Origin of the sequence: Phyllobacterium trifolii, assembly GCF_014192095.1 — a bacterium.
Taxonomy (GTDB): domain Bacteria; phylum Pseudomonadota; class Alphaproteobacteria; order Rhizobiales; family Rhizobiaceae; genus Phyllobacterium; species Phyllobacterium trifolii.
Genome location: NZ_JACHXN010000005.1, coordinates 102,411 through 124,847 on the forward strand (window position 1 = coordinate 102,411; position 22,437 = coordinate 124,847).

The window sequence follows — 22,437 nt, forward strand, 5'->3', positions numbered from 1 at the left end:
GGAGTGTTTATTCGGCAGCGATGCTGAATGTGCGCGCCTCCACCGGGAACCGGCAGGTAACGAGCGTACCTTTGCCGGCGCCGCTATCGATATCGACCGTACCACCATGCAATTCGACGAAACCCTTGACAATGGAAAGTCCGAGGCCGGCTCCACGCTTGCGGCCGCCATTGGGATAGGGCTGGAAGCGCTTGAAGATGCTGTCGAGAACATAATCCGGCATGCCTGGGCCATTGTCCTTGACGCTGAACACCATTTCGGCCTGGTCGCGCCAGCATGCGAGCGTCACCGTGCTGCCTTCGGGCGCGTAGTTGGCAGCATTGCTGAGAAGATTGGATAGAACCTGCTTGACCCGGCTGGCATCGGCACGAAACGAACCCGTTCCTGGTGCGATGCGGATGTCGAGCAGGATATTATGCTCCCTGAATCGTTGCGCCACTTTCTCTGATGCAGTGGCGATCGCATCGGTGACCGACACATCGCTGATATCAAGTTCCATGATGCCGGCGTCTACAGTAGCGAGATCGAGAATGTCGTTGACGATCGTCAGCAGCACCGAAGAGGACGTGCCGATGTGATCAAGATAATCGCGTTGACGGTCATTGAGCGGCCCTGTCATCGGTGTCTGCAGAAGCTCGGTAAAGCCTATGATATTGGTCAAAGGCGATCGCAACTCATAGGAGACATGCTGGACGAAATCATTCTTCAGCTCATCCGTCCGCTCCAAAGCTTCATTCTTCTCCTTCAGCGCCCGTTCCACTTGTACCGAGTCCGTCACATCAACGAAGGTCAGCATCGTCTGGCCGTTTGGTAGCGGCGCCGTCGCATAGTAGAGAATTTTGCCGGAGCTCAGTTCGAGATGTCCGGAGAGAGACAGCCGCTCGTCGTCAAAACCCGTCACAGTGGTGACAAAGGTTTCCCAATGCGCAGCATCCGAGACCGGCTCGCACAGGCGGCGAATGGCTGAAATGTGCATACCTTCAGAGATTTGCTCGCGCTTCAGCGACCAGAGGGAAGCGAAAGCAGGATTCGATAGACGAATCTTTCCGTCTGAGCCGAAAACGGCGACGCCTTCCGCCAGATGGTCCAACGTCTGACCCTGCACCTTGATCAACGTGTTGTAACGGCTTTGCAGCTCCAGCTTCTCGGTAAGGTTTTCGAAGACCCAGGTTACCCCGCCCTTTGGCTGCGGATTGACGATCACACGCAGCGTGCGCCCATCGGTCAGATACCAGATATGCTCCTGCGATTCGACCGAATGATAGGCCGCCAAGACTGTTTCCTTCCATCGGCGCCAATCTTGCTGTTCCGGCAGGATTCCATCACTGCGGAAACGATCGAGCAGCATCGCATTGTCGGGGCTACTTTCAAGGAATGCCATGTCCAGTCCCCAGAGCTTGGCAAACGCCTGGTTGTGGAACTGCAGCTTACGATTGGCGTCGAACATCGCGACAGCGGTGTTCAACTGGTCGAGCGTGTCCGAATGATTGAGAACCGTTCGCTTGAACTCTTCACGGATCAGTTCGACCTCGCTGACGTCGGTCGCGAGGCCGGCCGAACCCGCACTACTGGCCACATCGGTGACCCGGAAGACATGGCGATCGCCACCAACCACAGTCGACAGCTGATCCTGGAAGCGCCGGTTTGCTACTTTGTCGCGTTCGATCTTTTCTCGCGCCTGTGCGCCGAACAATTCGCGACCGTCCCGAATCGCAATCTGCGGATCGCGAACATCAACAGCCTTGGCATAGGCCATGTTCACCCAGTTGAGACGGCCATCGCCATCACGGCTCCAGGACGGCATATCGATCGATTCCAGCAAGCCGCGCAGCGTGGTGACGGCCTCATTAAGCTGATAGTTTTCAGACTTGAGGAGCGCCTGCGCGACCCGGGTCTCACCGAGATTGATGAAACGCACTATTGCATAACCGCCGGAGGTGCGGCCCTGCACTTCCAGCGGTGCGCCCTTCGAGGTTTCGACCGCAATGTCGAATGGGCGTGCTTTTTCGCGCAAGGCCGAGATGGAACGATCAAGCAGCGTAACCGAATCGACACGAAGCCATCGTCCGAAGGCCAAAAACAGCGCACGGCCTTCTGGCACGCCAATCTCTGGAGGAAGAGTGCCAATGAGATTGGGCGTACTCGAAGCGCCTTCCCACACGATCACACGCTGATCCTTGAGATTAAGCAGCGCCTCATTGCGCTGGACCGTCACGTTGAGGTCCGCAACCTTGTCGCGCAGCTGGCGATTTTCTTGGGCAATACGACTGCGCTCGCGAATAAGCCAGCCGGCGGACAGCAGCGCTGCACCCATGGCGCCAAGGAAAATAGCGAACTGCACGACTTCGAACGTACCGACCTCTACGCCGAAGGGTGTCGTGATTTTTCCGAGCGCGTCCTGTGCACGAGCTGACGGGGAAGACATCAACAGGACCGGCAGGGCTGAACTTGTGCCTTTAGCCAGGATCCTTCGCAGTCTGTCCAGCACCGGTCCGTGTGCTGCATGTTTACTGCGAACATCACTTGTCCCAATTTTCATATCAACCGTCGCTGCCCCATCCTGACGAATGCCGGTTATTCCCTACCGCTCCACCTGGAACACCGTCATCCCGAATCACTACAATAAACCTTGAGCGAATCGACGGGAAGAACTAGGCGCAAAAAAGAAAACCGAAGGATTTGTCAATCCTCCGGTCTCTATATCTTGTGGGTGTATACTAATCAGATCAATATCTGTAGTGGTCTGACTTGAAAGGGCCCTTAGGCGTCACACCGATATAGGCAGCCTGTTCTTCTGAAAGCACCGACAATTTCGCGCCGAGCTTATCCAAATGCAACCGGGCAACCTTTTCGTCGAGGTGCTTCGGCAGGACATAGACTTCATTCTTGTACTGTTCGCCGCGGCTATAAAGCTCGATCTGAGCCAAAACCTGATTGGTGAACGAGGCGGACATGACGAAGCTTGGATGGCCCGTAGCATTGCCGAGGTTGAGGAGGCGGCCTTCCGAGAGAAGCAGCAGCCGTTTGCCGTCCGGGAACGAGATCATGTCGACCTGCGGCTTGATGTTGTTCCACGTGAGATTGCGCAGGGCAACGACCTGAATCTCGTTATCGAAGTGACCAATATTGCCGACAATGACCATGTCCTTCATCGCGCGCATGTGCTCGATGGTGATGACGTCCTTGTTGCCGGTCGTCGTAATGATGATGTCGGCCGTCGGGGCCGCATCTTCGAGCGTCACAACCTCGAAACCATCCATCGCGGCCTGCAACGCACAGATCGGATCAACTTCCGTCACCTTGACGCGAGCGCCGGCACCAAGCAGCGACTGTGCCGAACCTTTGCCCACATCGCCGTAACCGCAGACGACAGCGACCTTGCCAGCCATCATTACGTCGGTAGCGCGGCGGATGCCATCAACCAGCGATTCCTTGCAGCCATACTTGTTGTCGAATTTCGACTTGGTGACGCTGTCGTTGACGTTAATTGCCGGGAAAGGCAACAAGCCCTTCTTTTGCAGCTGATACAGGCGATTGACGCCGGTCGTGGTCTCTTCAGTGACACCCTTGATGGCATCGCGCTGCTTGGTGAAAAAGCCAGGCGTTTCTTTCATGCGCTTTTTGATCTGTGCGAAGAGGATTTCCTCTTCCTCGCTCTCCGGCTTCGACAAAACATCTTCGCCAGCCTCGGCACGTGCACCGATGAGAATGTACATCGTGGCATCGCCGCCATCGTCGAGGATCATGTTGGAAGGCTGACCATCCGGCCACTGAAAAATCTTGTCCGTATAGGTCCAGTACTCTTCGAGCGACTCACCTTTGACGGCAAAAACCGGCGTTCCGGTTGCAGCAATCGCTGCGGCGGCGTGATCCTGTGTGGAGAAGATATTGCACGAGGCCCAGCGAACTTTCGCGCCAAGCGCCTGCAATGTCTCGATCAGGACCGCTGTCTGGATCGTCATGTGGAGCGACCCGGTGATGCGCGCGCCCTTGAGCGGCTGTGTCTTGCCGAATTCTTCGCGGCTGGCCATCAGGCCCGGCATTTCTGTTTCGGCGATATCCATTTCCTTGCGGCCCCATGCGGCCAGCTCAAGGTCCTTGACTATGTAATCCTGGGTGTCGGCCATCTCGTTCAGCTCCGTCTTCGTTTTCATTTGGCCGCGCACTATCTGATCGGGCGACCGGAGATGAAGTTGACTAGCAGATTAGACCCCGCCGCACAATGGGATATAAAGAAATCCTTATGCGTGCATATGATTCGACATGGAGAGTTACGTCAATCAGGCTTCTTCGCCAAACTTGTCGGCAATGAGCGTGCCGAGAGCCTTCATCAATTCGCGCGCCTGTACACCGGACGCGCTGACCTTGATGCAGCACCCGGGAGATGCGGCAAGCATCATCAAGCCCATGATCGAAGTACCGCCGACGGTCATTCCATCCTTTTCAACACGGACATGGACGTCGTAGCCGTCGACGAGCTGGACGAACTTGGCAGATGCGCGCGCGTGCAGACCACGCCGGTTGACGATCTCGAATTCCTCGACAAGTGCGTTATCCGGGTCAAACGTACCGGTTGTTTCGGCAGTCAGGCGCATCTATTTCCTCTTTGAGCATAAGCCCTATTTGGCTGTCAGCACCTGACTGGCCACATTGATATACTTCCGTCCTGCATCCTGACCTTCGCGCAATGCTGCTGCCATGTCATTGGTAACCCGCACACTGGAAAGCTTGATCAGCATCGGCAGATTAACTCCCGCAATGACTTCGATCCGCCCCGATTCCATCACCGAGATGGCCAGATTAGAAGGCGTACCACCAAACATATCTGTCAGGATAATAACGCCCGAACCATTGTCGGCACGGGCAACTGCATCGACGATGTCACGCCGCCGCTGCTCCATATCGTCATCCGCACCGATCGAGACGGTTTCCAAATATTCCTGCTGGCCGACCACATGCTCCACGGCATGATGAAATTCTTCAGCCAGTCTTCCGTGCGTCACAAGCACGAGTCCGATCATTCTGAAACTGCTCCTGTCGCGCCAGCCCCTTGGGTTTGGGCTTTTTACTGCGCATTGAATGCCCCGTTTGGCAGGTGTCGCATTTTGGCAGGACGAATCGTGAAGGCAAGCGGAAAAATGGCCTGAGCAAGACGGTCAGTCATTTTATCGCAGTGCAACATTGCAACCATTTGAATCGATTGTCCTATTTCTTCCAAAACGCCCGGAAAAGCCTCGCCTCCACGGCCCGGCAAGCTGCTTCCACCTCCCGTTCAGGTAAAATTAAATGTGGCACCGCGACGCCTTCGAGCACTATTCTAGCGTCACCAGCAAATCGAATGGCTTGTCCGGGCTTGGTCAGTTCAACGGCAAGATGGATCACCCCGCAAGTCTCAAAATCAACCGTATGCAAGCCCGAGCCGCGCACCTCCATGCCGCCCTGCAATGAGGCAGGGGCAGCGCAGATCAAGCGGCCGGATATGGCTTGCAAAAGACACTGATCATCGCAAATCAGGGCGGCAAATGCGCCTCTGCCAGCCGCTCGCCGCACCAGTTCACTGGCAATCGATGATTTACCCGATCCGGAAGGGCCCGAAATCAAGATGCCGCGATCGCTGACAAGGACCGCGGTCGCGTGCACATGCCCATCCGGCTCGACAATCATCAGACCTCAACTGGAATAATGGCGACGAACTTCGCACCGAGATAATTGTCAGGGTCTTTGAAGTCGATAATGTTCTCGGCATTCAATGTGCCGCCATGAGCCTCGATTATCTGACGGCTGATGGATAGTCCCAGGCCCGAGTTCTGACCGAAGGCCTCTCCGGATGGCCGATCCGTATAAAACCGTTCGAAAATCCGGTCGATCTGTTCTACTCGGATACCTGGGCCGTTGTCCTCGACGGTAATTCTGATGCGGTCGCCCATATGTTCCAGCGTCACCGTGATAACGCCGTCCTCGACGGGAACGAACGACCGCGCATTTTCGATCAGATTGGAGACGACCTGGCCGAGCCGTAGATCATGGCCGGCGACAAAGAAACCCTTCCTGTTGTTCGGCAACTTGCCCACGACCAATTCGATGCGGGTATCTTTCTTGTTCCGCCGGACCTCGCGCGCGGCGGTGACGAGGTTGCCCAACAGATACTTGAGATCGACGTGCTCTGAATCCTCACGTGCGAGTTCAGCGTCCAGTCGCGAGGCGTCAGAGATATCGGTGATCAGGCGATCGAGGCGGCGCACGTCGTGCTGGATCACATCCATGAGCCGTTTCTTCGACTCTTCGTTTCTGGCAAGCGGCAACGTCTCTACGGCGCTTCGCAACGAAGTTAGTGGATTTTTGAGTTCGTGACTCACGTCGGCCGCAAAACTCTCAATCGACTCGATGCGGGCATAGAGCGCATTGGTCATGTCACGGATCGATGTCGAAAGATGGCCGATTTCATCCTGCCGCTCGGAAAAATCCGGTATCTCCTCGCGATTCTTCACGCCGTGCCGGACGCGATCGGCAGCGGCAGCAAGACGGCGAAGCGGATTGGCAATCGTCGAGGCGAGAAAGAGCGATAGAATAGCCATTACCAGCGCAGCAACCGTAAAGACACGGATGATCGCATAGCGCTCACCCTGAACGATCTTGTCGATATCGCCGCCTTCGGTCGAAAGAAGGAGCACGCCGAGCACGGCACGAAACCGCTGGATCGGCACTGCGACCGAGACGATCTGCTCTCCCTTTTCGGTCATGCGGACGACGGTTGCAGGAGAACCGGTCAGCGCTTTCATGATTTCGGGATAAGAGGATCCATTGCCACCAGGCTGTTCCTGATAAACCGGTAGGTCGCTACGGCGCAAAAGCCGTGTCATGCGGTTGGTCAGGCGTTCGAAAAAGCTCGGCTCCTCGCCATCGATCGGCGGAAGCTCGTACCGGAGAACCTGGCCGCGCGAATAGAGATGGCGCGAATCCAGCAGCAGATTGGAATCCCGGTCATAGATGCGAGCACGCGTACGCGTCGGTGAAATGAGCCTGCGCAGGACCGGCGCCACGCGCTCCGGATTGATGGGGAAATCGAGATTATCCAGAACGTCGGGTGACGGCGTAATACTCTGACCAGCCTGCAGTTCCAGCAGCTTCTCTGGGTCGATGGCAATGGAGTTCGTATCGACTGTTGCCGATGACGCTATGGCACCCGCGATGATCTCGCCCTGCGTCATCAGGCTCTCGACGCGAGCATCGATCAATCCGTCGCGGAACTGATTGAGGTACATGATGCCTGACAGAAGCACGGCCAGGCCGGCCAGATTGAGAAAAAGAATGCGCCGGGTCAGGCTCGAGAACAGATAGTTGCCAAAAACACGATTGAGCGGACGGAAAAAGCGGCGCAAAGCCAGCGAACGCTTGCGGCGCATAACGGCGCTTTTGCGCGTGATATTGCCGCCTTGCAGTTCGGCTACCATCTTTGCCTCAGACATCATGATTCGGTTGGCTCATCGCATTCATGCAGCGGCGAGACAACCTTGTTTTACAGCGGATCACGTAGCTTTGAAAGCGCAGGTACGTTTTCGCACTGAAGTCCCCTTGAAAGGAACCAGTCTGACGATCAGGTTTCGCGGAAGCGATAGCCAACGCCGTAAAGCGTCTCGATCATATCGAAATCATCGTCGACGACCTTGAACTTCTTGCGCAGGCGCTTGATGTGACTGTCGATGGTGCGATCGTCCACATATACCTGCTCATCATAGGCTGCATCCATCAACGCATCACGGCTTTTGACGACGCCTGGGCGCTGGGCCAGCGAGTGCAGGATCAGAAATTCAGTCACGGTCAACGTAACCGGTTCACCCATCCACGTGCAGGTGTGACGCTCCTGGTCCATAACAAGCTGGCCGCGCTCAAGTGATTTCGTCTGGGGACTGCCGGGCTTTGCGGCGCTTTCCCTCGCCGCGACACGGCGCAGGACTGCCTTTACCCGCTCCACGAGGAGGCGCTGTGAAAACGGCTTGGTGATGAAATCATCGGCACCCATCTTGAGCCCGAACAGTTCGTCAATCTCATCGTCTTTGGAGGTCAGGAAAATGACCGGCAAGTCGGACTTCTGGCGCAGACGACGCAGAAGTTCCATCCCATCCATGCGCGGCATCTTGATGTCGAAAATGGCTAGATTCGGCGGGCGAGCCATCAAGCCATCGAGTGCAGAGGCACCGTCGGTATAGGTTTCGACACGATAGCCCTCCGATTCAAGCGCGATCGATACGGATGTCAGAATATTGCGATCGTCGTCGACGAGCGCAATAGTCTGCATTGCGGGTACTTCCCTCATGCCCTGCCTTTCATGTCATCAAAACAACTGTGCTTGTGCCGGACAAATTAGGTACAAAATGTGGCACAGATCGCCAGTCGTGTCATCCCTGCCGGATTCACTTGCTTTTACGCTTACGGAAGGATGCCCAAAATTTCCCTTATCTAAAACGATTTAAAAAAATTTAAATTCTTTAAATCGATTAAACATTTGATACTATTCAGTATTTCTGCTTTTGAGCATGGGTAGCCGCATTCATGCTGGAAGATGCAGGAAGCAGCACGTGTTAACTTGACCCCTCAACGCATTCGTAAACAATGGCGGACACATGACTAGAGAGACCGGTATTCACAACGCGACGATCGCGCTCGGCACCTCAGGCTTGAAGGATGTTTCGGCGGTCTATTATAATCTGGGAGCCGCGGAACTCTACGAGGAGACCTTGCGCAGAGGCGAAGCGGAGCTGACAGCGCAAGGTGCGCTTGTTGCCCGTACCGGCCAACATACCGGGCGCTCGCCAAAGGACAAATTCGTCGTGCGCGACGCGTCAACCGACGCTCATGTCTGGTGGGACAATAACGCGCCGATGTCACCCGAGGCATTTGAACTGCTTTACGCCGATTTTGTGGAGCAGGCAAAGGGCAAGGAACTGTTTGTCCAGGATCTCATCGGCGGCGCCGATGAAGAGTACAGACTGAACACGCGCGTCATCACTGAATTTGCCTGGCATTCACTGTTCATCCGCAATTTGTTGATCCGCCCGGATCGTGCCGCCCTGCCTGATTTCGTGCCGCAGATGACGATCATCGATCTTCCGTCCTTCCGCGCCGATCCCGCAAAGCATGGCACGCGCTCGGAAACGGTAATCGCTGTCGATCTCAATCGCATGATCGTGCTGATCGGAGGCTCGGCCTATGCCGGCGAGATGAAAAAGTCCGTCTTCACGGCACTCAACTATATTCTCCCGGCCAAAGGCGTCATGCCGATGCATTGTTCGGCCAATGAGGGCCCGGACGGCGATACTGCCGTCTTTTTCGGTCTATCGGGCACGGGCAAGACCACGCTCTCCGCTGATCCTACTCGTACGCTGATCGGTGATGATGAGCATGGCTGGGGCGAACACGGTGTTTTCAATTTCGAGGGTGGTTGCTACGCCAAGACCATTCGCCTTTCCGCCGAGGCGGAACCGGAAATCTACGCGACGACCCAGCGTTTCGGCACTGTGCTTGAAAATGTCGTTCTCGACGAAAACCGGGAGCCGGACTTCAACGATGGTTCGCTGACGGAAAATACGCGCTGTGCGTATCCCCTCGACTTCATCCCGAATGCATCGAAGACCGGCAAGGCAAGCCATCCGAAGAACATCATCATGTTGACCGCGGATGCCTTCGGCGTCATGCCGCCCATCGCCAAACTTACCCCGGCGCAGGCAATGTATCACTTCCTCTCCGGCTACACCGCCAAAGTCGCCGGTACGGAACGGGGCGTGACCGAACCCGAGGCAACGTTCTCGACGTGTTTCGGTTCGCCCTTTATGCCGCGTCATCCATCGGAATATGGCAATCTCCTGCGGCAGCTGATCGCCGATCACAACGTCGATTGCTGGCTGGTAAACACAGGCTGGACCGGTGGTGCTCATGGCACAGGCAAGCGCATGCCCATCAAGGTAACGCGGGCGCTGCTTGCAGCGGCGCTCGACGGTTCGCTGAAGAACGCGCAGTTCCGGACAGACCCGAATTTCGGTTTCGCAGTACCTGTTGCCGTGCCGGGCGTCGATGATGCGATCCTCGATCCCCGCTCGACCTGGGCGGACAAGCCCGGCTATGATGCCCAGGCAACAAAGCTGGTTGATATGTTTATTCGCAACTTTGGCAAGTTCGAAGGCCACGTTGACGGTGACGTCAGGGCGGCAGCTCCGCATACGCCGGTCGCTGCGGAATAATCGCCTCACTTTTTCAAAACAAAACCCCGCTGGTGTCCAGCGGGGTTTTCTGCATTTTTGCGGCACTGAGTGGTGCTTTCCGCGAATCAAAGATTAGGCTACCAATCCTTTTATGGAAGAGAGCCGCAGCCGGATCAGAATAAGCAATAGAATCTGGATCGACGAGGACGATCTGGAGGAAAGCTTCATTCGCTCTGCCGGCCCCGGCGGACAAAATGTCAACAAAGTCTCGACGGCTGTACAACTGCGATTCTTGGCAGCACGTGCCGGTTTACCGGATGATGTTTTTGCGCGCCTCATCAAACTTGCGGGCCAAAGGGCGACCAAAGACGGCGATGTGCTTATCGAGGCCAACCGTTTTCGCACGCAGGAGCGCAACAGGCAGGACGCTCGCGAGCGCATGATTGCACTGATTGCGAAGGCCGCAGAGCCGCCACCGCCACCGCGCAAGAAAACCAGACCAACAAAGGGATCGATCGAGCGCCGTCTCAAGGAAAAATCAGGACGCGCCGATGTCAAAAAGATGCGCGGCAAGGTGAAGGGAGATTAGAGTCAGAACCTGTTAATAGAAACGAATATTAACCGCAGGTATTAATCTTGGCTTTTCAACTGCTTCACGTAATGCCACAACACTATTTCGGTTTGAACAATCAACAGGAGCCAGACATGGGACTATTTGATTTCGTTAAATCCGTAGGCAAAAAAATCGGCATCGGCGACGACGAGCCAAGTGCCGATGCGCTGAAGAAAGAACTCGATTCCCACAAGCTTGGTACTGAAAATGTCCAGGTAGTGGTTGAAGGTGACAAAGCAGTTCTGAAAGGCAATGTCACCAATCAGGAAGTACTCGAAAAGGCGATCATCGCCGTCGGAAATTCACTGGGCATCTCCAAAGTCGAGACCGAAGGGCTGAAGGTTGATGAAGTCACCACCGGCTCCGTCGCCAAGGAACCAGTGTTCTATACGGTAAAGAAAGGCGACAATCTGTGGAAGATCGCCGAGTCGCAGTATGGCAAGGGCAAAGGCGCGAAGAATACGCTCATCTTCGAAGCCAACAAGCCGATGCTCACGCACCCCGACAAGATTTATCCAGGTCAGGTGCTAAGAATCCCCGAACTCGGCTGATCGCATCTCCATTGCCAAACGGCCCGGCTCTCTAGCGGCCGGGCCTTTGAATTTGAATAGTTGGATAGATGATGCTTTTGCTGGCTCCCGGCATTCGCTACTTCCCCGAACATTTTGGTCCGGCCGAACAGGCTGCGCTGGTCGAGGACATACGAGCTGTCGTCACCAAAGCGCCGCTTTACGTTCCTGCCATGCCGAAGACCGGCAAGGAAATGAGCGTGCGCATGACAAATTGCGGTGTGCTCGGGTGGGTTACCGACAAGGAAGGCGGCTATCGTTATCAGGCAGTCCATCCTGTGACGCGAAGACCTTGGCCTTCTATCCCGCAGCGCTTGCTCGAACTCTGGCAGGAAGTTGGCGATTTTCCGCTTCTGCCGGAGGCTTGTCTCGTCAATTTCTATTCCGACACGGCGAAAATGGGCTTGCATCAGGATCGCGACGAGCAGAATTTGAACGCGCCCGTTGTTTCGGTCTCGCTCGGAGATGCGTGCCTGTTCCGCTCTGGCGGCACGAACCGCAACGACAAGACGCAGTCCATCCGGCTGTCGAGCGGTGACGTGATCGTGCTTGGCGGGGAAGGCCGCATGGCGTTTCACGGCGTCGATCGCATTTATCCCGGCACTTCGACGCTGTTGAAAAGTACGGGCCGCATAAACCTGACGCTTAGACGGGTTACAGCTTCCTGAGCGCAACCTCCTCGACCAGATGATTGTCACCCTTGCGTAGAATGAGATCAGCGCGCGGACGTGTGGGCAGAATGTTCTCCCGCAGATTCTTCAGATTGATGTTTGCCCAAAGGCTTTCGCCGATGGCCAGCGCGGAATCATCCGAAATCGTCGAATAACGATGGAAGAATGAGCTCGGATCCTTGAATGCCGTCTCCCGCAAGCGCATGAAGCGGCTGATGTACCAATTGTGTATCTGCTCTTCATCGGCATCGATATATATCGAAAAATCAAAGAAATCCGACACGAATGGCACCATTTTGCCGTCTTCGGGCAGATCGCGGACCTGAAGCACATTGATCCCTTCGAAAATCAGGATGTCCGGGGCATCGACGGTCTGATAGCGACCCGTCAGCACATCATAGGTCAGGTGCGAATAAAGCGGCGCGTTGACGTTGCGCTGGCCGGCCTTGATCTGCGAGAGGAACCGCAACACCATGCCGACATCGTAGCTCTCGGGAAAACCTTTGCGCTCCATCAAACCTTTGGCTCGAAGGACCTCGTTCGGATAAAGAAAGCCGTCCGTGGTAACCAGATCGACCTTGGGGCTCGATGGCCAACGGGCGAGCAATTCTTTCAGAACGCGCGCGGTAGTAGATTTGCCAACGGCCACCGAGCCCGCAATGCCGATAATGAACGGTGTCTTGAAGGCGTCTCCGGTGTTGAGGAATTGGCGGCGCTGATAGAATAACAGCTGGCTCGCCTCGACATGCGCCGACAACAGCCGCGACAGCGATAGGTAAATTCTGCTCACCTCGTCGAGGTCGATCGGATCGCCGAGGGAGCGCAGCCGCTTGACCTCATCATAGGTTAGCGTCAGTGGCGTATCAGCGCGAAATTCCGCCCACCTCTCGGCACTGTAAAACCGGTAAGGCGAAAACTCGCTGGGTGCCAACTGATCCACGACATCCTCTCCCGTCTGCCGTTCAAGAGCCGGAGCTTTAAACATGATCAGTCATGTCCTCGCGCCGCTTTTTCCTCAAGTCCCGTCTGCGCCGTTCTCCGCTCCAACTCTTCCAGCACTTCGCCGAGTTTTACGCCGGAGATCCCGAGGACGACGAGAAGATGATAGAGCAAATCTGCACTTTCCGAAATAACACCCTGCCTGTCCCTCGAAACAGCGGCAATGACGGTTTCAATCGCTTCCTCTCCCAGCTTCTGACTGGCCTTGCCAATCCCCTTGGCATAAAGGCTGGCCGTATAGGATTTGGTGTCTGCCGACGTGGCGCGGTGCACCACGATGCGTTCAAGGTCAGCAAGGGTGAATGAACTCATAAGATTAGATCTCCAGTCAGCCGACAGGGTCCAGGCGCATCGGGATACCCGCCGCTGCCATGTGGGCCTTAGCTTGCGCGATCGTATAGGTGCCAAAGTGAAAAATGGAAGCGGCCAACACTGCCGAAGCGTGGCCTCCGAGAATGCCTTCAACCATGTGGTCAAGATTACCGACACCGCCGGAAGCGATAACCGGAACACGAACCGCATCGGCAATCGCCCGCGTGACGGGAATGTCGTAGCCGATCTTCGAGCCATCGCGGTCCATCGAGGTCAGCAGAATTTCGCCCGCACCAAGATCGACCACCTTGCGCGCAAACACGACGGCATCGATGCCTGTCGCCCGTCTTCCGCCATGGGTAAAGATTTCCCAGCGATCGGCCTCGTCCTCGCGGGACACCTTCTTGGCATCGATGGCGACGACGATGCATTGATTGCCGAACTTGTCCGCGGCCTCGGCAATAAAATCAGGATTGTCCACGGCAGCGGTGTTGATTGATACCTTGTCGGCACCCGCCAGCAAGAGCTTGCGGATGTCGCCAACCGTGCGCACGCCCCCGCCGACTGTCAGCGGCATAAAGCATTGCTCGGCGGTGCGAGCTACCACATCGAAAATTGTCTCGCGATTGTCGGAAGAAGCCGTGATGTCGAGGAAGCAGAGTTCGTCTGCCCCCGCAGCGTCGTAGGCCTTCGCCGCCTCGACCGGGTCACCGGCATCGATGAGATCGACGAAGTTTACGCCTTTGACGACACGTCCATCCTTGACGTCGAGGCAGGGTATGACACGGGCTTTGAGGGTCATGCGGCGCGCTCCCTTGCATCGCGAAGCACCTTTAATGCTTCTGCAGGATTGATACGCCCGTCATAAAGCGCGCGGCCGGAAATCGCGCCTTCGAGCTTTTGTGCGTCGGGCATGGTCATGCGAACGACATCGGCGATCGAAGCCAGGCCGCCGGAAGCGATGACTGGGATCGAGACTGCTTCGGCAAGTTGCAGTGTCGATTCCCAGTTGATGCCCGTAAGTACCCCGTCACGATCAATATCCGTGTAGATGATCGCGGCGACACCGGCACCCTCGAACTTTTTCGCCAGCTCGATCACACCCAATGTCGAGGCCTCGGCCCAGCCTTCAACGGCAACCTTTCCGCCTTTGGCATCGATGCCGACGGCAACCCTGCCTGGAAAGCGCTTGCAGGCCTCGATCACCAGCGCCGGATCGCGCACGGCAACGGTGCCGAGGATGACCCGCGACAGGCCTTTCGCCAGCCAACTTTCGATATGATCGAGTGTGCGGATGCCGCCGCCAAGCTGTACAGGATTTTTCGTCGCCTTCAGGATCGCTTCGACAGCAGCGCCGTTGATTGATTGGCCGGCAAAAGCCCCATTCAGATCAACCACATGCAGCCACTCAAACCCTTGATCTTCAAAGGCTTTGGCCTGAGCTGCCGGGTCGGCGTTGTAGACCGTCGCCTGATCCATGTCGCCAAGCTTCAGCCGCACGCACTGGCCGTCTTTCAGATCGATTGCCGGAAAAAGGATCACGGATTCCACCTTAAAAAATTGGCGATCAGAGCGAGGCCCAGCGCCTGACTCTTTTCCGGATGAAACTGTGTCCCCGCCATGTTGTCATTGGCTACGGCAGCGGTAACCGGCCCGCCATAGTCGGTAACGGCGACTACATCATTTTCCATCTCGGCATCGAGAAAGTAGGAATGGACAAAATAGGCATGGAGGCCTTGCGGCCCGGTCTTAATTCCGTCGAACAATGGGTGCGGACGGGTAAGCCGGATCGTGTTCCAGCCGATTTGCGGAATTTTCAACGCCGGGTCCGATGGCACCATCTCTCGAACGTCGCCCTTGATCCAGTCAAAACCGGTCGAAATGGTCTTTTCCAGCCCGCGCGACGACATCAGCTGCATGCCCACGCAAATCCCGAGAAACGGCCGCGCTTTTTCCACGGCTACTTCATGGATGGCCTCGACCATGCCCTCGACCGCATGGAGACCGCGGCGGCAATCGGCGTAGGCGCCAACGCCCGGAAGGACGATGCGATCAGCCGTACGGACCCGGTCAGCATCGGCTGTCAGATCGATGCTCGCATCGACGCCACTCTCCCGCGCGGCACGCTCGAATGCCTTTGTTGCCGAACGGAGATTGCCCGACCCATAATCGATGATGGCGACGCGCATGCTCAGTTTTCTCCGCGGTGGCTAACGAGTCCGACCATGCCGCTGAGCACCGGCTTGTGGGTTGCTTGCAGCGAAGGTACCGCCGGGTGAGCGCTCACAGGTACTTCAGGCGATGAAACGAAGTTTTCGCCGAGGAACCACGCCGTTTCAGCATCGTTCGCATTGCGCGCATCGACAACACCGAGCTCGCTGAAGCCGCGACGTTCAAGGGCCGCGATGCGCCAATTATTACCTTCAAAGCCGACGAGGAGCGAAAGCAGCACCGTGATAAACCCGGCCATGTCTTCGTGGCCGGTATAGGTGCCCACTCCAGAAATCACGACCATCGATCCAAAAACGACTGCCGCTTCAAACCATAGCCGCTGCACCAGCAGCCAGGGAACAGTCAGGATAAAGGCAAGCAAGGCAAAGCCATCCCTGACGAAGACGGTTTTGTCATCGTCACGCTGGCCGTCAAGCTCAGGTGCCAACACAATGAAACTGGCCATGTTTCAGCCTTTCAAAGTACCCTTGGTGGATGGAATAGCATCCTTCTGCCGCGGATCGGTTTCTATGGCGTGCCGTAACGTGCGCGCGACCGCCTTGAAGCAGGTCTCGGCGATATGGTGATTGTTGGCGCCATAAAGGTTCGATACATGCAATGTCATTCCGGTATTCTGCGCCAGCGCCTGGAAGAACTCACGGACAAGTTCCGTATCGAAGGTGCCGATTTTTGCCGCGGAGAACTCCACTTGCCATACGAGAAATGGACGGCCCGAGATATCGAGGGCAGCGCGAGTCAGCGTTTCATCCATGGCGAGATCCAGCGAGGCGTAACGGGTGATGCCGCGGCGATCACCCAGCGCCTTGGCAATAGCCTGGCCGATGGCGATGCCCGTATCTTCCACTGTGTGGTGATCATCGATATGCAGGTCGCCCTTGGCTTTGATATCCATGTCGATCAGAGAGTGACGGGAGAGCTGCTCCAGCATATGGTCAAAGAATCCGACGCCAGTAGAAATATCGAACGCCCCGGTACCATCCAGATTGACCGAAACGGCAATGCTGGTTTCCTTGGTGCTTCGCTCGATCTTCGCGGTGCGTGTGTTGACGCTTGTCATTACTGTTTCCCGCCACAGGGGTTGTAAAAAACCGTTCCAAATGAGGCCTTCTAAAACACGAATGGCGAATCTCCAAATGCTTTGATGGCGTAGACCAAGGTCGTGACCTGAGCAGCATTTGCAATTCTGCGAGCGCTTCATACATAAGTGGAACAGAAGGGGTTCGATCTGCTGCCATTTGGGGCATAATCGAATTTGCTTGAAGGAGAATTGAATGCAAGAACACAATCCCTCAACCATGTATGGAACCACGATTGTCACTGTCCGCAAGGATGGCAAGGTTGTCATTGCCGGCGACGGGCAGGTCAGCCTTGGCAATACGGTCATGAAAGGCAACGCGCGCAAGGTACGCCGACTTGGCAAAGGCAATGTCATCGCCGGATTTGCCGGTGCCACCGCCGATGCATTCACCCTGCTTGAGCGGCTGGAAAGCAAGCTCGAGCAATATCCGGATCAATTGACGCGCGCCTGTGTCGAACTCGCCAAGGACTGGCGCACTGATCGCTATCTTCGCCGGCTGGAAGCCATGATGCTTGTCGCCGACAAGTCGGTCACCCTTGCGCTGACCGGTACTGGCGATGTGCTTGAACCCGAACATGGTGTCATGGCCATTGGCTCCGGCGGCAATTATGCGTTAGCCGCTGCACGCGCCCTTGCCGATACGGATTTGAGCGCCGAAGAAATCGCCCGCCGTGCCATGCAGATCGCCGCCGACATTTGCATCTATACGAATTCGAGCGTCACACTCGAGAGCCTCGATGCCGAATGAGCCAACCTTCCGCTACCGCTTCATCCCGGTGGAACCCCGCCATTTGAACATGATTTCGGAATGGCTGGCGGAGCCGCACGTGGCAAAATGGTGGAATGAGGATTCCGACGTAGAGATGGCGTCAATCGCGGAACACATGGACAGCGTGTCCGTGGAGCCGTTCATCATCATGCTCGGCGATGAAGCGATTGGCTATCTGCAGACCTACGATCCACACCTGGAGGATGATCACCCTTACCAGGATCAGCCGACCGGGACACTCGGACTCGACCAGTTCATCGGCGTACCCGATCTGATCGGTCAGGGCCACGGTCCTCGTCTGCTTGATGAGTTCGTGTCGCTGCTCTTCGAAGAAGGCGTGCCTCGCGTTATCGTCGATCCTGACCCAGCGAACAGCCAGGCGATCAAGGCATACCAAAAGGCGGGCTTCGTCGCTTTCGATACCCGGACATCCATTTACGGTCCAGCCCTCATGATGGCACGGGACAACCCTGACCTTGTGTTTGAACAATCGCCCGACGACGGGCAGGAAACGAGATTACAATGACAACATTTTCCCCTCGCGAGATCGTCTCTGAACTCGACCGCTACATTATTGGCCAGAATGACGCCAAACGCGCCGTCGCTATCGCCCTGCGTAACCGCTGGCGCCGCCAGCAGCTGGAGGGCCAGATGCGCGAAGAGGTGATGCCGAAAAATATTCTGATGATCGGACCTACCGGCGTCGGCAAGACGGAAATATCCCGCCGCCTCGCCAAGCTTGCCGGTGCACCCTTCATCAAGGTGGAAGCAACCAAATTTACCGAGGTCGGCTATGTCGGCCGCGATGTCGAACAAATCATTCGCGATCTCGTCGAAGTCGCCATCGGTCTCGTGCGCGAAAAGAAGCGCGAGGATGTGAAGGCCAAGGCGCATGTCAATGCGGAAGAACGCGTTCTCGATGCATTGGTGGGCAAGACCGCAAGCCCGGCAACGCGCGACAGCTTCCGTAAGAAACTGCGTGATGGTCTGATCGACGACAAGGAGATCGAGGTCGAGGTTGCGGACACCGGTTCAGGCATGCCGAATTTCGAGCTGCCGGGCATGCCCGGAGCAAACATCGGCGTGCTCAACCTCAGTGACATGCTGGGCAAGGCCATGGGCGGCCGCACCAAGACGGTGAAGACGACGGTCAAGGAATCGTACGGTGTCCTGATCAATGACGAATCTGACAAGCTCCTCGATCAGGATCAGATCACCCAGGAAGCCCTGCGTTCTGCCGAGGATGACGGCATCGTATTCCTTGACGAGATCGACAAGATTGCCGCTCGTGATGGCGGCATGGGTGCCGGCGTTTCACGCGAAGGCGTGCAACGGGACTTGCTGCCATTGGTGGAAGGGACGACCGTCGCCACCAAGTACGGTCCGATCAAGACAGACCATATCCTGTTTATCGCATCTGGTGCGTTCCATGTTTCGAAGCCCTCTGACCTACTGCCGGAGCTGCAGGGCCGTCTGCCGATCCGGGTGGAGCTTAGCGCTCTGACTCGCGATGACATGCGCCGCATTCTGACCGAGCCGGAAGCCAGTCTGCTCAAGCAATATATCGCGTTGATGGCGACTGAAGAGGTCACGCTCAACATCACCGATGACGCCATTGACGCTTTGGCTGATATTGCAGTCGATCTGAACTCGACTGTCGAGAACATCGGCGCGCGACGTCTGCAGACGGTCATGGAACGGGTGCTTGATGACATTTCGTTCAATGCGCCTGACAAATCGGGCGCCGAACACACGATAGATGCCAAATATGTACGGGAGACTGTCGGAGATCTTGCCAAGAATGCCGATCTCTCCCGGTTCATACTGTAGCGCTTATCTCGGGCCTTGTGTTTGAATAATCATCACTTATCCCTTAATGCCCCCTTGTGCTACGCGGGGGCATTTTTGTTTCAGAACGGTCTTTCAGTCAGGTTTTTCTGGCTTTCGAGGGTGCAAGGCGCTATTCGGAGCGTCCAATCAATTTCTGGACCGATGATGAACCGCCACCTGATCCTTTTCGCGACAAGCTGTCTCTCGCTGTTGCTGGTCACTTTGCAACCGGCACAGGCTGTGACCATTGTTCCCGAAGGCAACCGCAATGCGACCCAGCCGGGTGTTCCAGCCGCCTCCGCCAAGCGAACGCGCGAGTTGAACACTACATACGAAGCGAAATATCAGAAAATATACAACCTGCTGAAAACCGACTCCAAGCTGCGATCGAAGATCGCCAGCGTTGCGCGCACTTATGGTATTGATCCGGTTCATATCGTTGGCGCGCTTGTTGGCGAGCATACCTATAATGTCGATGCCTATGACCGGCTCCAGACTTATTACGTCAAAGCTATTTCCTACGTACAACAAGGCCTGAGTTTCGATTATCAGGGTGAGTCAATCGGCGACTTCGTCAGACGTCCGCAATTTTCTTCTTGTGTACAATTCAAAGACAGTTTGCGCCTTTGGACATGTCGCGAAAATGTCTGGGAAGCGGATTTCCGCGGCAAATCTGTTGGCGGCAAGCGTTTCCCCAACAATCGTTTCAGTGCCGTATTCTTCCAGCCGTTCTACGCAGGGCAAAGTTTTGGCCTTGGGCAACTGAGCCCATTGATTGCACTGCAGATGACCGACATGGTCAACCGCTATTCAGGCCTGCCGAAGCTCGATGCCGACCATGCTGCCGATGTTTACAAGACCATTATGGATCCGGATCTTACCCTGCCTTACATGGCGGCAACGTTAAAACACTCGATCGATGTCTACCGCCGCGTTGCCGACTTCGACATTTCCAAAAATCCGGGTATTACGGCGACACTTTACAATACGGGGGGTTCCGACAGCCGTGCGCGGGCGCTGGCTGACTCTAACTTGGCTCGTGTCGCCAATGGCGAACAGCCGCAACTGCCAGAAGAGAATTACTATGGCTGGCTGGTCAACGACAAGATCGACCAGTTGAGCGCACTTTTCTAGCGTTTTCGCTTTTCCGGTATTGCCTCCAACTTAACGACCAACATCCGGGTGGTCTCCTCGTCGAGTTCACCAATTCGTGCGGCAAGGAGGTTCGCGAGTTTTGTCGCGGCGGGTGAAAGCCCACCCGTATCGATAATGACTCGCGGGTCCGAGATCATCGCCAGCCGCTGCAATTCCTCGGCCTCGTCCCAGATAATATTGAAATACTGGATGATGCGCTGCAGCTTGTCCCAAGTCGGCTGACCGCGCCTGCCGTGTTCAAGAGCTGACAGATAGGCGGCCGATACTCCGATGGACTTGGCCATATCCTTTTGCGAGATGCCGCGTTCCGCGCGCAGATCGCGCAATTTTGCACCAAAAGGCGTCACGGTGCCTCCGGCTGACGGCGCATACGAACATAGATCGCACCTGTGCCGCCATGATTGCGAGCAGCATCTTCATAGCCATTGACCAGGATGCGAAACGACGGCGTCATAAACCACATGGGAACCGCCTGACGCAGCACGCCATCGCTGCCCATGGATGAGCCCTTTCCGGTGATGACAAGAACATGCCGAAGTTTGCGCAGATGAGCGCGTTGCAGGAACCCGAGAAGCAAGCCATAGGCCTCGCTTTGGGTCAGGCCGTGCAGATCAATCCTCGCTTCTATGACAACCCGTCCCTTGGCGATCTTCTTGTGTGTTGGCCGATCGATTGGATGAAGGCGATGTGCCGGCGTCGGCTTCGCCTCTACCGCTGCGAGGACCGGTCTCGGATTTTCCGGTGCAGACGGATGTATCGAAACCTGCTCTTTCTTTTCATCGATCAGAAAAGTGGGCTTCTCCTTGCCCTTGAGCGGGCGGGCAGTCTTGGCCACCGTTTCCCAGAGGATCCGGTCCTCCAAAGTGGCGAATTCATCCTTTGCTGACTTCTTCTTCATCGTTCTGCTGCTGCCAGAAGAACACGGGGAACCAGCGCATAGAAATCCGCCTTGTGGCGGATACCCCCAGCGATCTCGCCCGCCGCATCGCCAGAACCGGCGAAGAGATCGCCACGTGCCGGACCAACGATGGCGGAGCCTGTGTCCTGGGCGATCATCAGCCTTGCAAAGCGCTCCCCGCCAAAAGCCTTTAAATTCGGCGCATGAATATAGAACGGCGTGCCAAATGTATGCAGAAGCCGGTCGACTGCGAGCGACCGGCCGCCCGTCAGGGGGACTTTCGCGGCAGCGATTGGCCCCATCGTTGCATCGTCAACTTCGGCCACGCGAAAGAAAATGTAAGAGCGGTTGTTCCACATCAGTGCCTGAGCTCTGTCCGGGTGATCGGCAAGCCAGCTACGGATGGATTGCATGGACATTCTGTCCGGCGCAACTTCACCGCTTTCGAGCAGGATCTTGCCAATGCCGGTGAACCGATGCCCGGTCTTTGCCGCATAGGTGATGCGACGCAAGCGACCGTCGGTCATCTTTAGCCGTGCAGCGCCCTGCACGTGGATGAAGAAAGCATCTATCTGGCTTTCCACATAAGCAATCTCCAGTCCTCGGCCCTCGAGCGTTCCGCTCTCGATGGCCGGTCGGTCGAAATACTCGACGAGGCCCGCCGGCGCTTGCCGCGCAAAGGCAAAATAGGGATCAAAGCCCTCGGGCCGGTTGTTGTCGTCGACATCGACCAAATCCGCGGGACGGCGCAGGAATGGAACGGTAAATCTCGCAGTGCGAACCGGCGAGGCAACCACTTCCGGTTCGTAGAAGCCGGTCACAAAACCACTGACTGCTTCGGTATTCTCTTCGGTATTTTCAATGCGCGCGGGACGGAACCATTTCTCGAAAAAGGCCCTTGCCTGGCCGTCGGACTCGACGATTGTTTCACGTGAATCAGCAAGAATCGGTGCAAGGGCTTCGAAGTTGATGCCGAGCGATCCGGATTTATAAGGCTTTATCTGGACCTGCTCTGCCGAAAGAGCGAACGCGCGAAACGCTTCGAGGTGCTGGTCATCCCGCCAACCGGGGCAGTCAGCGAAATCCACCAATTTGAAGAGGGGCGACAGCATGCT

General features: G+C 56.2%; 25 protein-coding genes. 8 read left to right on the top strand and 17 right to left on the bottom strand.

What is annotated here, in order from left to right; translation table 11 throughout:
- Positions 1-7: 7 nt before the first annotated feature.
- The 7 genes from FHS21_RS09350 to FHS21_RS09380 all read right to left on the bottom strand — a co-directional run bounded on the left by FHS21_RS09350 (position 8) and on the right by FHS21_RS09380 (position 8,314).
- Positions 8-2,539 (bottom strand): sensor histidine kinase, encoded by a 2,532-nt coding sequence (locus FHS21_RS09350; protein ID WP_112524859.1) that lies wholly within the window; start codon positions 2,537-2,539, stop codon positions 8-10.
- Positions 2,540-2,726: 187 nt separating this feature from the next.
- Positions 2,727-4,127, bottom strand: coding sequence for an adenosylhomocysteinase (gene ahcY / locus FHS21_RS09355; protein WP_112525202.1), 1,401 nt, complete (start codon positions 4,125-4,127; stop codon positions 2,727-2,729).
- Between the two features lie 153 nt (positions 4,128-4,280).
- Positions 4,281-4,595, bottom strand: coding sequence for an HPr family phosphocarrier protein (locus tag FHS21_RS09360; RefSeq protein ID WP_112524861.1), 315 nt, complete (start codon positions 4,593-4,595; stop codon positions 4,281-4,283).
- Between the two features lie 24 nt (positions 4,596-4,619).
- Positions 4,620-5,021, bottom strand: a complete 402-nt coding sequence (locus FHS21_RS09365) for a PTS sugar transporter subunit IIA (protein WP_112524863.1) — start codon at positions 5,019-5,021, stop codon at positions 4,620-4,622.
- A 184-nt stretch (positions 5,022-5,205) separates the two neighbouring features.
- Positions 5,206-5,664, bottom strand: coding sequence for a phosphoenolpyruvate carboxykinase (ATP) (locus tag FHS21_RS09370; RefSeq protein WP_112524865.1), 459 nt, complete (start codon positions 5,662-5,664; stop codon positions 5,206-5,208).
- Positions 5,664-7,451: a sensor histidine kinase gene (locus FHS21_RS09375; RefSeq protein WP_112525204.1), complete on the bottom strand. Its 1,788-nt coding sequence runs from the start codon at positions 7,449-7,451 to the stop codon at positions 5,664-5,666. The genes FHS21_RS09370 and FHS21_RS09375 overlap by 1 nt, the downstream gene beginning before the upstream one ends.
- Positions 7,452-7,594: 143 nt before the next feature.
- A complete protein-coding gene (locus FHS21_RS09380; RefSeq protein ID WP_162701788.1) occupies positions 7,595-8,314 on the bottom strand; it encodes a response regulator transcription factor in 720 nt (239 codons plus the stop codon).
- A 307-nt stretch (positions 8,315-8,621) separates the two neighbouring features.
- Between FHS21_RS09380 and FHS21_RS09385 the strand changes: the two genes are divergently transcribed.
- From FHS21_RS09385 to FHS21_RS09400, 4 genes are all read left to right on the top strand, one after another.
- Positions 8,622-10,235, top strand: a complete 1,614-nt coding sequence (locus tag FHS21_RS09385; RefSeq protein WP_112524867.1) for a phosphoenolpyruvate carboxykinase — start codon at positions 8,622-8,624, stop codon at positions 10,233-10,235.
- A gap of 112 nt (positions 10,236-10,347) precedes the next feature.
- Entirely contained in the window at positions 10,348-10,785 is a 438-nt protein-coding gene (arfB, locus tag FHS21_RS09390; protein WP_112524869.1) for an alternative ribosome rescue aminoacyl-tRNA hydrolase ArfB, read from the top strand.
- Positions 10,786-10,901: 116 nt separating this feature from the next.
- Positions 10,902-11,360 carry a peptidoglycan-binding protein LysM gene (gene lysM / locus FHS21_RS09395; protein ID WP_112524871.1) on the top strand — a complete coding sequence of 153 codons (459 nt, stop codon included), beginning with the start codon at positions 10,902-10,904 and terminating at the stop codon, positions 11,358-11,360.
- Between the two features lie 71 nt (positions 11,361-11,431).
- Positions 11,432-12,046, top strand: a complete 615-nt coding sequence (locus tag FHS21_RS09400) for an alpha-ketoglutarate-dependent dioxygenase AlkB family protein (RefSeq protein WP_112525208.1) — start codon at positions 11,432-11,434, stop codon at positions 12,044-12,046.
- On the opposite strand, the gene coaA is transcribed toward FHS21_RS09400, so the two are convergent.
- Genes coaA through hisB form a run of 7 tightly spaced genes read right to left on the bottom strand, consistent with a single transcriptional unit; the run spans position 12,033 to position 16,649 of the window.
- A complete protein-coding gene (coaA, locus tag FHS21_RS09405) occupies positions 12,033-13,034 on the bottom strand; it encodes a type I pantothenate kinase (RefSeq protein ID WP_183661750.1) in 1,002 nt (333 codons plus the stop codon). The two genes, FHS21_RS09400 and coaA, sit on opposite strands and share 14 nt — an antisense overlap.
- Positions 13,035-13,036: 2 nt before the next feature.
- A complete protein-coding gene (locus FHS21_RS09410) occupies positions 13,037-13,360 on the bottom strand; it encodes a phosphoribosyl-ATP diphosphatase (RefSeq protein WP_112524873.1) in 324 nt (107 codons plus the stop codon).
- Positions 13,361-13,376: 16 nt separating this feature from the next.
- On the bottom strand, positions 13,377-14,162 hold the full coding sequence (gene hisF / locus FHS21_RS09415; RefSeq protein WP_112524875.1) for an imidazole glycerol phosphate synthase subunit HisF: 786 nt from the start codon (positions 14,160-14,162) through the stop codon (positions 13,377-13,379).
- On the bottom strand, positions 14,159-14,902 hold the full coding sequence (gene hisA / locus FHS21_RS09420) for a 1-(5-phosphoribosyl)-5-[(5-phosphoribosylamino)methylideneamino]imidazole-4-carboxamide isomerase (RefSeq protein WP_112524877.1): 744 nt from the start codon (positions 14,900-14,902) through the stop codon (positions 14,159-14,161). Before hisA ends, hisF begins: the two co-directional genes overlap by 4 nt.
- Positions 14,899-15,549: an imidazole glycerol phosphate synthase subunit HisH gene (hisH, locus tag FHS21_RS09425; protein ID WP_112524879.1), complete on the bottom strand. Its 651-nt coding sequence runs from the start codon at positions 15,547-15,549 to the stop codon at positions 14,899-14,901. The genes hisA and hisH overlap by 4 nt, the downstream gene beginning before the upstream one ends.
- 2 nt (positions 15,550-15,551) lie before the next feature.
- Positions 15,552-16,037 (bottom strand): DUF2628 domain-containing protein, encoded by a 486-nt coding sequence (locus FHS21_RS09430; RefSeq protein ID WP_112524881.1) that lies wholly within the window; start codon positions 16,035-16,037, stop codon positions 15,552-15,554.
- A 3-nt stretch (positions 16,038-16,040) separates the two neighbouring features.
- Positions 16,041-16,649, bottom strand: a complete 609-nt coding sequence (gene hisB / locus FHS21_RS09435) for an imidazoleglycerol-phosphate dehydratase HisB (protein WP_112524883.1) — start codon at positions 16,647-16,649, stop codon at positions 16,041-16,043.
- A 214-nt stretch (positions 16,650-16,863) separates the two neighbouring features.
- Between hisB and hslV the strand changes: the two genes are divergently transcribed.
- From hslV to FHS21_RS09455, 4 genes are all read left to right on the top strand, one after another.
- A complete protein-coding gene (hslV, locus tag FHS21_RS09440; RefSeq protein WP_112524885.1) occupies positions 16,864-17,418 on the top strand; it encodes an ATP-dependent protease subunit HslV in 555 nt (184 codons plus the stop codon).
- Positions 17,408-17,965 carry a GNAT family N-acetyltransferase gene (locus FHS21_RS09445; RefSeq protein WP_112524887.1) on the top strand — a complete coding sequence of 186 codons (558 nt, stop codon included), beginning with the start codon at positions 17,408-17,410 and terminating at the stop codon, positions 17,963-17,965. The genes hslV and FHS21_RS09445 overlap by 11 nt, the downstream gene beginning before the upstream one ends.
- Positions 17,962-19,269, top strand: coding sequence for an ATP-dependent protease ATPase subunit HslU (hslU, locus tag FHS21_RS09450; protein WP_112524889.1), 1,308 nt, complete (start codon positions 17,962-17,964; stop codon positions 19,267-19,269). The genes FHS21_RS09445 and hslU overlap by 4 nt, the downstream gene beginning before the upstream one ends.
- Positions 19,270-19,434: 165 nt before the next feature.
- Positions 19,435-20,403 (top strand): DUF1402 family protein, encoded by a 969-nt coding sequence (locus FHS21_RS09455; RefSeq protein WP_112525210.1) that lies wholly within the window; start codon positions 19,435-19,437, stop codon positions 20,401-20,403.
- Here FHS21_RS09455 and FHS21_RS09460 read toward each other — a convergent pair.
- The 3 genes from FHS21_RS09460 to mltA are packed head-to-tail and all read right to left on the bottom strand — an operon-like array spanning position 20,400 to position 22,434.
- Positions 20,400-20,771 (bottom strand): helix-turn-helix domain-containing protein, encoded by a 372-nt coding sequence (locus FHS21_RS09460; protein ID WP_112524891.1) that lies wholly within the window; start codon positions 20,769-20,771, stop codon positions 20,400-20,402. The genes FHS21_RS09455 and FHS21_RS09460 overlap by 4 nt on opposite strands.
- Complete coding sequence (locus FHS21_RS09465; RefSeq protein ID WP_112524893.1) at positions 20,768-21,322, bottom strand: Smr/MutS family protein; 555 nt, start codon at positions 21,320-21,322, stop codon at positions 20,768-20,770. Before FHS21_RS09465 ends, FHS21_RS09460 begins: the two co-directional genes overlap by 4 nt.
- A complete protein-coding gene (gene mltA, locus FHS21_RS09470; RefSeq protein WP_112524895.1) occupies positions 21,319-22,434 on the bottom strand; it encodes a murein transglycosylase A in 1,116 nt (371 codons plus the stop codon). Before mltA ends, FHS21_RS09465 begins: the two co-directional genes overlap by 4 nt.
- Positions 22,435-22,437 lie beyond the last annotated feature (3 nt).